Source organism: Pseudomonas sp. P1_A1 (genome assembly GCF_056406935.1).
Window position 1 is genome coordinate 30128 of the sequence record NZ_JBFTZE010000018.1, and the last position, 12188, is coordinate 42315.

General features: G+C 58.1%; 16 protein-coding genes. 13 read left to right on the forward strand and 3 right to left on the reverse strand.

Going from position 1 to position 12188, the window contains the following annotated elements:
• Positions 1-331: 331 nt before the first annotated feature.
• From AC1D2Q_RS22905 to AC1D2Q_RS22935, 7 genes are all read left to right on the forward strand, one after another.
• Positions 332-1258 (forward strand): sugar ABC transporter substrate-binding protein, encoded by a 927-nt coding sequence (locus AC1D2Q_RS22905; RefSeq protein ID WP_019582686.1) that lies wholly within the window; start codon positions 332-334, stop codon positions 1256-1258.
• Positions 1259-1327: 69 nt separating this feature from the next.
• Positions 1328-2893 (forward strand): sugar ABC transporter ATP-binding protein, encoded by a 1566-nt coding sequence (locus tag AC1D2Q_RS22910; protein WP_477814624.1) that lies wholly within the window; start codon positions 1328-1330, stop codon positions 2891-2893.
• Positions 2894-2950: 57 nt separating this feature from the next.
• Complete coding sequence (locus AC1D2Q_RS22915) at positions 2951-3973, forward strand: ABC transporter permease (protein WP_477814625.1); 1023 nt, start codon at positions 2951-2953, stop codon at positions 3971-3973.
• Positions 3974-4299: 326 nt separating this feature from the next.
• Complete coding sequence (locus tag AC1D2Q_RS22920) at positions 4300-4704, forward strand: TraR/DksA family transcriptional regulator (RefSeq protein WP_007935965.1); 405 nt, start codon at positions 4300-4302, stop codon at positions 4702-4704.
• Between the two features lie 722 nt (positions 4705-5426).
• Entirely contained in the window at positions 5427-6287 is an 861-nt protein-coding gene (locus AC1D2Q_RS22925) for a methyl-accepting chemotaxis protein (RefSeq protein ID WP_477814698.1), read from the forward strand.
• Positions 6251-6505, forward strand: coding sequence for a hypothetical protein (locus AC1D2Q_RS22930; RefSeq protein ID WP_477814626.1), 255 nt, complete (start codon positions 6251-6253; stop codon positions 6503-6505). The genes AC1D2Q_RS22925 and AC1D2Q_RS22930 overlap by 37 nt, the downstream gene beginning before the upstream one ends.
• A gap of 121 nt (positions 6506-6626) precedes the next feature.
• Entirely contained in the window at positions 6627-6830 is a 204-nt protein-coding gene (locus AC1D2Q_RS22935) for a hypothetical protein (RefSeq protein WP_477814627.1), read from the forward strand.
• A gap of 8 nt (positions 6831-6838) precedes the next feature.
• On the opposite strand, the gene AC1D2Q_RS22940 is transcribed toward AC1D2Q_RS22935, so the two are convergent.
• Positions 6839-7078 carry a DUF2789 domain-containing protein gene (locus AC1D2Q_RS22940; protein WP_018928021.1) on the reverse strand — a complete coding sequence of 80 codons (240 nt, stop codon included), beginning with the start codon at positions 7076-7078 and terminating at the stop codon, positions 6839-6841.
• A 344-nt stretch (positions 7079-7422) separates the two neighbouring features.
• Here AC1D2Q_RS22940 and AC1D2Q_RS22945 point away from each other — a divergent pair, with 344 nt between their 5' ends.
• On the forward strand, positions 7423-8055 hold the full coding sequence (locus AC1D2Q_RS22945; protein WP_477814628.1) for a hypothetical protein: 633 nt from the start codon (positions 7423-7425) through the stop codon (positions 8053-8055).
• A complete protein-coding gene (locus AC1D2Q_RS22950) occupies positions 8048-8626 on the forward strand; it encodes a hypothetical protein (RefSeq protein ID WP_477814629.1) in 579 nt (192 codons plus the stop codon). The genes AC1D2Q_RS22945 and AC1D2Q_RS22950 overlap by 8 nt, the downstream gene beginning before the upstream one ends.
• A 91-nt stretch (positions 8627-8717) precedes the next feature.
• Here AC1D2Q_RS22950 and AC1D2Q_RS22955 read toward each other — a convergent pair whose 3' ends face one another.
• Positions 8718-8948, reverse strand: a complete 231-nt coding sequence (locus AC1D2Q_RS22955; RefSeq protein WP_477814699.1) for a hypothetical protein — start codon at positions 8946-8948, stop codon at positions 8718-8720.
• A 159-nt stretch (positions 8949-9107) separates the two neighbouring features.
• Entirely contained in the window at positions 9108-9356 is a 249-nt protein-coding gene (locus AC1D2Q_RS22960; protein WP_477814700.1) for a hypothetical protein, read from the reverse strand.
• A gap of 410 nt (positions 9357-9766) precedes the next feature.
• Here AC1D2Q_RS22960 and AC1D2Q_RS22965 point away from each other — a divergent pair, with 410 nt between their 5' ends.
• The 4 genes from AC1D2Q_RS22965 (at position 9767) to AC1D2Q_RS22980 (ending at position 12173) form a co-directional block, all read left to right on the forward strand.
• Positions 9767-10237 carry a hypothetical protein gene (locus AC1D2Q_RS22965; protein ID WP_008035847.1) on the forward strand — a complete coding sequence of 157 codons (471 nt, stop codon included), beginning with the start codon at positions 9767-9769 and terminating at the stop codon, positions 10235-10237.
• Positions 10237-10440: a hypothetical protein gene (locus tag AC1D2Q_RS22970; protein WP_007935975.1), complete on the forward strand. Its 204-nt coding sequence runs from the start codon at positions 10237-10239 to the stop codon at positions 10438-10440. The genes AC1D2Q_RS22965 and AC1D2Q_RS22970 overlap by 1 nt, the downstream gene beginning before the upstream one ends.
• A gap of 119 nt (positions 10441-10559) precedes the next feature.
• On the forward strand, positions 10560-11576 hold the full coding sequence (locus AC1D2Q_RS22975) for an ABC transporter substrate-binding protein (RefSeq protein ID WP_477814630.1): 1017 nt from the start codon (positions 10560-10562) through the stop codon (positions 11574-11576).
• A 159-nt stretch (positions 11577-11735) separates the two neighbouring features.
• Complete coding sequence (locus AC1D2Q_RS22980; protein ID WP_305412049.1) at positions 11736-12173, forward strand: DUF3995 domain-containing protein; 438 nt, start codon at positions 11736-11738, stop codon at positions 12171-12173.
• Positions 12174-12188: the final 15 nt, after the last annotated feature.

Genomic DNA, 12188 nt, shown 5'->3' on the forward strand with positions numbered 1-12188 from the left:
AATAAAGTCGTTTCCAGGTTGCCGACTATCAACGTCCGATCACGCTCAAGCAGGCCTTGAACGAGTGAAGGACGCACCAAAAACAAGAAACAAAGCCAGGTACCGTCGATGAAAACCTTCAACTCTGCTCTGCATGTTTTACGTTCCGCGCTGCACCTCTCTCGCGACCTGCCTCGCGTCTCGTTTCATTCCATCTCTCGCTTGCTTTGCGTCGAACGCAAGGGCGCCCTGGTCTGCTGCATTCCGGGTGCGCCGATAGTCCGCTTGCCCGTTCACTGAAATCGTCACGCCTTATCCATAAAACCAACAAGAATGTGGAGAAAGACCTTTCATGAAGACCAAGACCCGTTTCGCCTCACTCGCCTTGTCCCTGATGCTCGCCAGCGGTGCCGCACTCGCTGACATGAAGATCGGCGTCAGCATGGCCCAGTTCGATGACACTTGGCTGACCTACCTGCGCGAATCCATGGACACCAAAGCCAAGTCCTATCCCGATGGCGTCAAGCTGCAGTTCGAGGATGCGCGCAGCGACGTGGTCAGGCAGTTGAGCCAGGTAGAAAGCTTCATCAGCCAGAAAGTCGATGCCATTGTGGTCAATCCGGTGGATACCGCCGCCACCAAGAAAATTACCGAAGCGGCGGTCAAGGCCGGCATTCCGCTGGTGTACGTCAATCGCCGCCCCGATGACTTGAACCTGCCCAAAGGCGTGGTCACTGTCGCCTCCAACGATCTGGAGGCCGGTCAGATGCAGATGCAGTACCTGGCGGAAAAAATGGGCGGCAAGGGCGACATCGTGATTCTGCTCGGTGATTTGGCCAACAACTCCACCACCAACCGTACCAAGGGCGTAAAAGAGGTGCTGGCCAAGTACCCGAACATCAAGATCGAGCAAGAGCAGAGCGGCATCTGGTCGCGGGACAAGGGCATGACACTGGTCAACGACTGGCTGACCCAAGGCCGCAAGTTCGACGCGGTCGTCTCCAACAACGACGAGATGGCGATTGGCGCGGCCATGGCCCTGCAACAGGCGGGTGTCGCCAAAGGCAGTGTGCTGATCGCCGGTGTTGACGGTACGCCCGACGGTTTGAACGCGGTGAAGAAGGGCTCTCTGCTGGTTTCGGTGTTCCAGGACGCCAAGGGGCAGGCCGATGGTTCGGTCGACACGGCGGTGAAAATGGCCAGGAACGAGCCGGTCGAACAGGCCGTGTGGGTGCCGTATCGCTTGATCACTTTGCAAAACGTTGACCAGTTCAAATAGTCCGTCCGTTCGATAACAACAATAAGCACGCAAGGTTGCGACGCGACCTTGCTGATGGAGTACCTGATCATGTTCGCTTCAGCGACTGCTTCGAGCCCCCCGTTGGTGGGTATCCAGCCAACCGCAACACCTGTCGATGAGCCGTACCTGCTGGAGATCATCAACGTCAGCAAGGGTTTTCCCGGTGTGGTGGCCTTGTCCGACGTACAGCTGCGGGTGCGTCCCGGTTCCGTGCTGGCGCTGATGGGCGAAAACGGTGCCGGCAAATCCACCCTGATGAAAATCATTGCCGGCATCTACCAGCCGGACGCCGGCGAGTTGCGCCTGCGGGGCAAGCCGGTGGTCTTCGAAACGCCACTGGCCGCGCTCCAGGCCGGGATCGCGATGATTCACCAGGAGCTCAACCTGATGCCGCACATGAGCATCGCCGAGAACATCTGGATCGGCCGCGAGCAGCTCAACGGCCTGCACATGATCGATCACCGCGAAATGCACCGCTGCACCGCCAAACTGCTGGAGCGTCTGCGGATCAATCTCGACCCGGAAGAGCAGGTGGGCAACCTGAGCATCGCCGAACGGCAGATGGTCGAGATCGCCAAGGCGGTGTCCTACGACTCCGACATCCTGATCATGGACGAACCGACTTCGGCCATCACCGATAAGGAAGTCGCCCACCTGTTCTCGATCATTGCCGACCTCAAGAGCCAGGGCAAAGGCATCATCTACATCACTCATAAGATGAACGAAGTGTTCAGCATCGCCGATGAAGTGGCGGTGTTCCGCGACGGTGCCTATATCGGCCTGCAACGGGCCGACAGTATGGACGGCGACAGCCTGATCTCGATGATGGTCGGCCGCGAGTTGAGTCAACTGTTTCCGGTGCGCGAGAAGCCGATTGGCGATCTGTTGCTGTCGGTACGCGACCTCAAGCTGGACGGCATTTTCAAGGACGTCTCCTTCGACCTGCATGCCGGCGAGATCCTGGGTATTGCCRGGTTGATGGGCTCGGGGCGGACCAATGTCGCCGAGGCGATTTTCGGCATCACTCCGAGTGACGGTGGCGAGATCCGGCTCGACGGCGAGGTGGTGCGCATCACCGATCCGCACATGGCCATCGAGAAGGGCTTCGCGCTGTTGACCGAAGATCGCAAGCTCAGCGGCCTGTTCCCGTGCCTGTCGGTGCTGGAAAACATGGAAATGGCGGTATTGCCTCATTACGTCGGCAACGGCTTCATCCAGCAGAAGGCCCTGCGCGCGTTGTGTGAAGACATGTGCAAGAAGCTGCGGGTGAAAACGCCGTCGCTGGAACAGTGCATCGATACCTTGTCCGGCGGCAATCAGCAGAAGGCCTTGCTGGCGCGCTGGCTGATGACCAACCCGCGAATCCTGATTCTCGACGAGCCCACCCGGGGCATCGATGTCGGCGCCAAGGCCGAGATCTACCGGCTGATCTCGTACCTGGCCAGCGAAGGCATGGCGGTGATCATGATTTCTTCGGAACTGCCGGAAGTGCTGGGCATGAGCGACCGGGTCATGGTCATGCACGAGGGCGACCTGATGGGCACCCTCGACCGCAGCGAAGCGACCCAGGAACGAGTGATGCAACTGGCCTCGGGCATGTCCGCGGTTCACTAATGGATGCTGGCGGTGGCCGTGGCCGCCGTCGACGACGCAATAGAAGGGTGAGTGGTTATGAACGCGATACTGGAAAACAAGCCTGCAGCGGTACCGGTCAAGAGTCGCCGACGCTTTCCGACCGAGCTGAGTATCTTCCTGGTACTGATCGGCATCGGCCTGGTCTTCGAGCTGTTCGGCTGGATCGTGCGGGACCAGAGCTTCCTGATGAACTCTCAGCGTCTGGTGCTGATGATTCTGCAAGTGTCGATCATCGGCCTGCTGGCGATCGGGGTGACCCAGGTCATCATCACCACCGGTATCGATCTGTCCTCCGGTTCGGTGCTGGCGCTGTCGGCGATGATTGCCGCCAGCCTGGCCCAGACCTCGGACTTTGCCCGGGCGGTGTTTCCGTCCCTGACTGACTTGCCGGTGTGGATTCCGGTGATCACCGGGCTGGGGGTGGGATTGCTGGCGGGGGCGATCAACGGCAGCATCATTGCAGTCACCGGGATTCCACCGTTCATTGCCACCCTCGGCATGATGGTCTCGGCGCGCGGTTTGGCGCGCTACTACACCGAAGGTCAGCCGGTGAGCATGCTCTCGGACTCCTACACGGCCATCGGACATGGCGCGATGCCGGTGATCATCTTTCTGGTGGTGGCGGTGATCTTTCACATCGCCCTGCGCTACACCAAGTACGGCAAGTACACCTACGCCATCGGCGGCAACATGCAGGCGGCGCGCACCTCCGGGATCAACGTCAAGCGCCATCTGGTGATTGTCTACAGCATCGCCGGGCTGCTTGCAGGCCTGGCCGGGGTGGTGGCGTCGGCACGGGCCGCGACCGGGCAGGCCGGGATGGGCATGTCTTATGAACTGGACGCGATTGCCGCGGCGGTCATCGGCGGCACCAGCCTGGCCGGTGGCGTAGGGCGCATCACCGGCACCGTGATCGGCGCATTGATTCTCGGGGTCATGGCCAGCGGCTTTACCTTTGTCGGTGTTGATGCTTATATTCAAGACATTATCAAAGGGCTGATTATTGTGGTGGCGGTGGTCATCGACCAGTACCGCAACAAGCGCAAACTCAAGCGCTGAGCCATACGAAAGACGAAAATGCGCCACGCCTGACCCGCGTGGCGCAGCCGTTTGTCTTCTATATACAGCCGTCGGACTGAATTTCTTGCTATAAACGCACTCCGATAAGCACCTCAAAGCCTGCCATAGAGCACTTTCAGGGCTTTGTCGGACAGATTTGCAGTCTTTTCAGTTGCTGAGGCCTCAAGTCGGCCTTAGACTGCCGCCCCTCGTAAATTGAGTGCCGGGTGGCGCTTGGAATAAACGGCGCCGTTCCAATGACCGCGCAAGGCTCAACGGAACGCTCCCTAATTCGCCTTAATGCACGTTTTTTTATAGAGATATCAATGACAAAGGACAAGTTGCTGGCCATGCCGGCGGATGACTACATGAATGCCGAGCAACATGCTTTTTTCTCTGAGCTGTTGCAGAACATGAAAGTCGAAACCCATGAGCGCATCGAACAGAATCGCATCGCCATCGAGAGCCTGGACACCCCGGCCGATCCGGCTGACGCGGCTTCCGTCGAAGAAGAGCGCACCTGGCTGGTGAACGCGATCGATCGCGACCAGCGCATGCTGCCTCAATTGGAACAGGCCCTGGAACGCATCAAGGAAGACAGCTTCGGCTGGTGCGATGACAGCGGCGAGCCAATCGGCCTCAAGCGCCTGCTGATCAGCCCGACCACCAAGTACTGCATCGAAGCTCAAGAACGTCACGAGCAGATCGACAAGCACCAGCGTCAGGCCTGATTCTGTGAGGCAGCCAGCTAATAACTGGCTGCCTTGAAAAGATCGCAGCCTTTGGCAGCTCCTACAGGTTTATGTGAACCCGTGCAGGAGCTGCCGAAGGCTGCGATCTTTGCTTTTCGACGTCTGCGAAAACACCCGTGCACTTCTATTGATCTGCTGCAACCCCCCACTACTAACGGACCATAGATAATGGCCTTGTGGTGGCGTTTAATGCGGATACAACAATTAGAAGATGCCTGGGGTGACAAACGATGATGCGAGACGGGTCTCTGGCTGGGGCAGTGCCCGCAGCCGTACTTTTGCCGAAAAACCAGTGGCTCACGCCGACCCTGCAAAGCATCGCCCTGATGCTCTTGCTGTGTGGCATGGCATTGGCTGGCTGGTCGCTTTACCTTGGCCTGCCATTGGCTGTGCTGATTATCTGGCTGCCGCGCCTGCGCTCGCGCACGCTGCCGCAGGCAACCCCGGCTGACAACGCCAGCGCCATCGCCGGTTTGACTCGCGATCTTTCCTACACCACCAGTCATAACGCCTTGTCCGCCGCCGGCGTGGCCTTTTCGGTCAAGCAACTGGCCGACAAGCTGCAATCGCAACTCGGCGCTGCAGCACAGATTGTCAGCAGCGCTGAAGTGATGATCGCCACCGAACAGGCTACCTCGACACTCAGCCGGGAAGCCTTGAGCGCGGCCAGCGAAGCCCATCAGAGCAGCGCGGCAGGGCGTATGGAGCTGATCGAGTCCATCGCGCGCATGCATCAACTCAGTCAACGCGCCAGCAGCAGCCGCGAGCTGATCGAAGCCCTGAGCCTGCGCAGTGACGATATCCAGCGGGTAACGCTGGTGATCCAGTCTATCGCCAGCCAGACCAATCTGTTGGCGTTGAACGCGGCCATCGAGGCGGCGCGGGCCGGGGAGCACGGTCGCGGGTTTGCGGTGGTGGCCGATGAGGTTCGTGGCCTGGCCGCGCGCACGGCGACCGCGACCGGCGAAGTCGGGGAGATGGTCGCCGATATTCAGCAACGCACGGCGCAAGTGGTGGAACAGATTCGTCAGTTGGCCAGCGACCTGAATACTGGCGTTGCGCAGGTCGAGCACACGGGGCAGCACCTGGAAAACATCGCGCGCCTGGCCGCCGGTGTTGAAAGGCAGGTCGGGGAAATCGCTCTGGGCGCGGACACTAATCGCGAACAACTCGACAGCCTGTTCCACGCCATCGAACAAATGCGCAGCGACCTGGCGATCAGTGACCAGCAAACCCAGCGGCTGGCCCAGGCGGCGGTACAAATGGAAGGGCAGGCCGAAACCATCAGCGAACGCCTCGCCGCAGTCGGACTGGATGACTATCACCAGCGGATATCGATCAGGGCCGGATCAGTCTCGATGACTTGTTTGATCGCAATTACCAGGCGATCCCCAACACCAGCCCGGCCAAATACCAGACCCGCTTCGACCGTTACACCGATCAGGTCTTGCCGGCGATCCAGGAGCCATTGCTGCCGCGTCACGAAGGCCTGGTGTTCGCCATTGCCTGCACGCAGCAGGGGTATGTGCCGACCCACAACACCGTGTTCAGCCAGCCACTGACCGGCGACGTGCAGGTCGATACCCTGCAAAACCGCACCAAGCGCAAGTTCGCCGACCGCACCGGGATTCGCTGTGGCAGCCACCAGCAGGCCGTACTGTTGCAGACCTACACCCGCGACACCGGTGAACTGATGCACGACCTCTCGGTGCCGATCATGCTCAAGGGTCGCCACTGGGGTGGATTGCGGTTGGGCTACAAACCGGAAAAGTCTCGCTGATAGCCTGACAATTGTTACCGCGTATGCAACGAAGCGGTGCAGCGCCGTTGCTGTTTCCTCGAGGATGAACTCATTAACATGCCTGCATAGTTAGGTCGCTAATGAAGTTCGAGAGGTCAGCATGCAAAGCAAAGTCGATGTCGCGGTCATGATTGGCAGCGGCGTGCCCGCCAGTTTGCGAGCGATGGGGCAGAGCGTCTGTTGGGTGGTGCTGCTCAACGGTGAGCGCTGGGGGACGGCGTTTTCCAGTCGTAATGAAGCCGAGGAGTGCAGGGCTGCCTGGTTGGCACAATTGAACGCCGAAATGCCCGACAGCCTGCATTGAATTCCATGCTAATGGATCTGGTGCATGCGCAGGTTCAGGTCGTCGACCACATGCGCCCAATCGGCGTCTTCACGCAGTTGTTCCTTGAGGAAGCCGGCTTGTTGCGGGGTCCAGAACTCGGCGTCGATGAGTTTCTTGTCATCGGGCAAGGGTGAGTGAAGGGCAATGAAATCGTCGATGGCCTTTTCGCTGGAGTCCAGGCCGAGCTGGTCGAACAAACCTTTCAAGTCATGTGTGGGTGAATCCATCTTCATCTCCTTGCAGATAATCAGTCGCCTCGGGTGCGAGATCTGAGGTGCGGCTTCATTGCATCTGAGGGAACCGCGCGCCAAGAGTTCGATAGGGGTTTAGCAGCTTTCTGCGGATTCGTCATCAGTGATGGCAATAAGCTATTGCCTGTCGCTGTTCCAGCGATTACGATGCCGTCGCATTTTTTTGGCGTCATCAAGCCGCCATTCAAAGAGTCCGTACATGGATGTCGTCGTCACTCGCTGCCAGGTTTAGCGCCTTGCGGTGCTGATCTGCCCATCCCTTGCGTGATTTCTTCCAAGGCGACCCGCCCCCCCGATCCCGCATGAAAAGGATGTAAGCAGTGAAGCGTCTTGTTTATTTGATGGTCATCGCACTAGGCCTGTCGTTGACCGGCTGTGTGTCGTTTACGCCGCTGGGCCCCATTGGCGAACCCTTGAGCCCCGCGCCATCGACCCTCGATCGCAGCGCCGAGATCAGCGATGTGGTGATTTCCGCCCCCGAGCTGGACGACAAGGTACGCGTCGCCGGCAGCCGGCAACTGACCGAACAAATCAGCGCATATGTTGATAAAAGCGATTACTTCAAGCGAATCGTGGTGTTCCCGGCCAAGGCTGGCGAGGATGACGTGGTGCTCAAGTTCAACCTGACCTCACTGGCAGGCAAACGCACCATGCACCCGGCTTACATCCCCGGCGCACTGGTGACGCTGACCATCTGGATCTGGGTCGACGGGCCGATTTACGTCGATAAATACGACCTGGCCGGCGAATTGATCATTGAAGATCGTCAAGGCAAGCAACTGGCCCGGTCGGTCGAGCAGGTCAAGCTCGACAAAAATGTCGGCCTGTGGAATGCCGACTACCTCAACCCGCGTCTGGGCGGCTCCCAGTTGCGCGATCTGATCGCTCAATTGTTGGCCAGTGCCACCCCTCAATTGCGTACACCGTCAAAGGAACTGGCAGCCCATGAATAAATATCTTCTGACTCTGCTGCTTTTGGTCAGCAGCACCCTCACAGGCTGCATTTCCTATTCCCAACATGAGCTGGCGCCGGTGGACCAGTGGCCGCCAATGCAGGCCAGGCAGGACAAGCCCAGTGCTTATCTGCACGTGACCACCCAGCAGCAGTTCAACGGCGAACTGTCGGGTGGTGTCGGCAATGCGGCGTTGGTGGAACAGCACATACTGGAAACCTTCAAGGAATCCGGACAGTTCAAGAACGTGACCACGGACAAGGTTGACTCGAACCTGTACGTGACAAGTACGTTGACCAATAACGAGCAGGGTAATATCGCGAGTGCCTGGCTCACAGGCTTTACGTTCTTTGTGATTCCGACAACGTTCAGCAATACCTTCACGCTGGAAACCGTGTTCAAGGACCGGGAAGGCAACTTGCTGGGTAAAATCGTCAAACAGGAAAGCACTCGCACCTGGATGCAGATTCTGTTGATTGTCGGCTTGCCATTCAATGAACGTGGCGACGCGGTACTCAAACAGCTGACTCAAAGCACACTGGATGAAGCGGTCAAGCGCAAGCTGATCTGACCGGTTGTCCAGAACAAGGCGTGCTATCTGTGCAAGGCTGGCACGCCGCAGACACTCTAAGGCTTGAACCGTCGCTTCATCCTCTCCTGTCTCAGGCTTTCAATGCCCCTTCATCGACCGCAAGTTTCAGGGCTTTGGCGGCTTCCTGGGCAGCAATGGCCGCGACATCCGCGGTCTTGAACCAGCGATCCTTTTCCACCTGGTGATACGACACCGTAGTCAACGGCGGTTTGGCGCGCATGATAATGACTGCCTGGAATTCGCCGTCGACTTCTCTGGCTTCGCCCCGGATAAAAAATTCACCGATATCAAATTCCGTCACGTAGCAGTCTTCCCTTTGAAATATTATGTTGTATTGAGCGCCGTCCACCCTGAGGACGGGTTTCATGGGGCGGGCAGTATGGCAGTAGTTGCCTGCCGGCGGCTGAGTTAAGTCGCCGGCGTGACGAAGCGTCTATAGAAGTGAATTCCGCAGGATGAGTCAGTTGCGAGACTCGAGCGAGCGGGCAAGGGCGCAGGCTTCGTTATGGTCGGCGCGGAAACCTCTGACACGTCCGGTGGATATTTCCCTGATGTGAAAAAAGGCGTTCCCGGCCAATACCACCTGAAAACGCGGGAGCAGATGCGCTTCAGGGAGGAAATCCTGTTGGCGGAGTACTATCGATTGCAGAAGTGACGAGTCGTTTGTGTGGTGTGTGTGAGGCTGGGCGAAGTGAGTCAGTGTGCACATATGAAGTCCTTTTCGCGGTTTTACCGACGTGCGTACGTTGTTTTGGGTAGTCTCGGTGAGCATGGCTGCTCTAGAATCGCTATCACTGGATGGCGATTGCTGCCCATCTAAAGCAATTTTTAACTGGCGATATGTCGGAAAAGTGCTTTTTTTAAAGAGATTTTTCCCTAAAGTTGGTGGTCCGGTTTTTCTGGCCGTCAGAAGGGCGTTTTCCTTCAACCTCTGACGAACGCCAGGCAAGACGACGCGGGGGATGTTCCAGTAATCTTCCCAAACCTCGCGATGAATGAGCCCTCTGCTCGTTCCAGGATTACGACCCGGGTCATTTGGCTAAACCTCGGCATTGCCGCTTTTTTCTGCTGTGCGCGTTTTCTGCGTGCGGCATCATTTTCAGATGTGGGGATGTTTCCTTGGCAGTAAGTAATCTCGATATGCATGCTTTGTTCGTACTGGGTGATTTGCGCGCAAAGCTGGTTAAACAGTTTCAGTCACGTTTCGTCTACATCACCGAACAGAACGCTGAAGGCATTTATATTGCCGAGATCGACACCGAGTCGGCACTGGTGGTGGACGACAAGCCTGGGCTGAAACTCAAGGTCGGTGATCATTTCAGCGCTTCCGTATTGCCCAGCCGCGAAGGCGGAAAACTGGACATCAAGTTCCGCGAAATCAAATTGACGGTATACGGGCTGGGGGATTACGCGTTCGTGACCACCGCAGACGGCCACGGCATTGTGTTCAAGGAAGGTCATAGCGTGGTGATGGTGTTTGCGGCCCACCAACAATTGCAGGAAGGCCTGACCAAGACACTGAAAGCCGTGACTGCCAAGGCCGCCAAGTGGCGCAAAGGCGAACTGGTGACCTTCAAGGCCAGCGAGTAATGACCCAGACCCGCGCCGATTTCCATGAGCAGAACCAGGCCAGTGCACACGCCGAGGCCCAGCGCCTGTTGGCTGAAAAGGCCGTTCTGCAGGGAGCCTGGCTGAGTTGGGTAGCGTCACAGATTTATATGTTGCGCCCGGCGGCGTACGCCAGCATGGTCAGAAGAGAGCTTGCGCGCTTGCAGGAACCTTCCGAAAAATAATCCTCGCCCCTCGAAAGCAGAAACCTCTACTACAGTCAGTTGGCTGAGTATTCAGAGGCTTGCGGTCTTCTTTGTCAGGCCATCCTGCTATTGCTGTGAACAGCACGAGGTGCAAGAGCATGAAGGGATTACGACGGTTACTGGCCACTACCCTGGCCACGTTCGGCTTGTTGGCTTCACCCGTTCCGGTATTCGCTGCCCAGGCACCGATTCACTTTGCCGACCTGAATTGGGAAAGTGGCAGCCTGATCACCGAAATTCTGCGGATCATCGTCGAGCAGGGCTACGGCTTGCCGACTGACACCTTGCCGGGGACGACCATTACCCTGGAAACCGCACTGGCCAACAATGACATTCAGGTCATTGGCGAAGAGTGGGCGGGCCGTAGTCCGGTCTGGGTCAAGGCTGAGGCCGAGGGCAAAGTCGCGAGCCTGGGCGATACGGTCAAGGGCGCCACTGAGGGCTGGTGGGTGCCGGAATACGTGATCAAGGGCGACCCGGCCAAGGGCATCAAGCCGCTGGCGCCGGGGCTGCGCAGTGTCAGTGATCTGCCGCGCTACAAGGATGTGTTCAAAGACCCGGAAACCCCGAGCAAGGGGCGCTTCCTGAACAGCCCGATCGGCTGGACGTCGGAGGTGGTCAACAAGCAGAAGCTCAAGGCCTACGGGCTGAACGACAGCTATGTGAACTTTCGCAGCGGTTCGGGGGCGGCGCTGGACGCAGAGATCAGTTCGTCGATTCGTCGCGGCAAACCAGTCCTGTTCTATTACTGGTCACCGACGCCATTGCTCGGCCGTTTCAAGCTGATTCAACTGCAAGAGCCGCCATTCGACGCCGAAGCCTGGAAAACCCTGACCGAGGCCGACAACCCTAATCCGAAGCCGACTCGCTCACTGCCCTCGAAGCTGTCCATCGGTGTGTCCGCGCCGTTCCAGAAACAGTACCCGCAGCTCACCGAGTTCTTCAGCAAGGTCGATTTACCGATCGAAGCGTTGAACAAGGCCCTGGCGAACATGAGTGAAAAACACACCCCGCCACGTCAAGCGGCCGAGGCGTTCATGAAGGCGAACCCACAAGTGTGGCAGGCCTGGGTGCCCAAGGATGTGGCGGATAAAGTCGCTGCCCAGCTGAAATAAACTGCTCGGGTGTACATAAAACCCGTAGGAGCTGGCGAAGCCCGCGATCTTTAAAGGCAAAATCAAAAGATCGCGGGCTTCGCCAGCTTCTGCGGGACGCTTTTAAATTCGCGCAAGGAAGTTCATTCTGCTGCAACTTTTCACACGGGACGTCTGAATATGAGCCTTTTGGTCGCGCAATGGATTGCTGCAATCTTTCTGGTCATCAGCCTGATCCACCTGTATTGGGCGGCGGGTGGCAAGTGGGGTAGCGAGGCGGTGGTACCGAGAGTACCCGGGGAGGGCGGTGAGGCATCAAGGCCGGCGTTCAAGCCATCGGGCTTTGGCACGCTGCTGGTGGCGGTGGGTTTGCTGCTGATTGCGATGCTGGTGTGCCTGCGGGTCGGGCTGTATCTGCCCACGGTGCATCACTGGTCGTTGCAATGGGTGATTAGCGCGATTGCTCTGCTGATGTTCGCTCGGGCGATCGGCGATTCGAATCTGGTGGGGTTCTTCAAGCAGGTCAAGGATTCGAAGTTTGCCCGGCTCGACACTTGGGCGTATTCGCCGTTGTGCTTGGTGTTGGGGGCCGGGTTGCTGGCAGTGGCCTGGATCTGAGGGTGACCGGGTAAT

What these genes read in the sequence shown, in the direction of transcription:
- AC1D2Q_RS22905 (WP_019582686.1), top strand. Translation starts at nt 332, where the DNA reads ATGAAGACCAAGACCCGTTTCGCCTCACTCGCCTTGTCCCTGATGCTC.
- AC1D2Q_RS22915 (WP_477814625.1), top strand. Translation starts at nt 2,951, where the DNA reads ATGAACGCGATACTGGAAAACAAGCCTGCAGCGGTACCGGTCAAGAGT.
- AC1D2Q_RS22920 (WP_007935965.1), top strand. Translation starts at nt 4,300, where the DNA reads ATGACAAAGGACAAGTTGCTGGCCATGCCGGCGGATGACTACATGAAT.
- AC1D2Q_RS22925 (WP_477814698.1), top strand. Translation starts at nt 5,427, where the DNA reads ATGGAGCTGATCGAGTCCATCGCGCGCATGCATCAACTCAGTCAACGC.
- AC1D2Q_RS22935 (WP_477814627.1), top strand. Translation starts at nt 6,627, where the DNA reads ATGCAAAGCAAAGTCGATGTCGCGGTCATGATTGGCAGCGGCGTGCCC.
- AC1D2Q_RS22940 (WP_018928021.1), bottom strand. Translation starts at nt 7,078, where the DNA reads ATGGATTCACCCACACATGACTTGAAAGGTTTGTTCGACCAGCTCGGC.
- AC1D2Q_RS22950 (WP_477814629.1), top strand. Translation starts at nt 8,048, where the DNA reads ATGAATAAATATCTTCTGACTCTGCTGCTTTTGGTCAGCAGCACCCTC.
- AC1D2Q_RS22960 (WP_477814700.1), bottom strand. Translation starts at nt 9,356, where the DNA reads ATGTGCACACTGACTCACTTCGCCCAGCCTCACACACACCACACAAAC.
- AC1D2Q_RS22970 (WP_007935975.1), top strand. Translation starts at nt 10,237, where the DNA reads ATGACCCAGACCCGCGCCGATTTCCATGAGCAGAACCAGGCCAGTGCA.
- AC1D2Q_RS22975 (WP_477814630.1), top strand. Translation starts at nt 10,560, where the DNA reads ATGAAGGGATTACGACGGTTACTGGCCACTACCCTGGCCACGTTCGGC.
- AC1D2Q_RS22980 (WP_305412049.1), top strand. Translation starts at nt 11,736, where the DNA reads ATGAGCCTTTTGGTCGCGCAATGGATTGCTGCAATCTTTCTGGTCATC.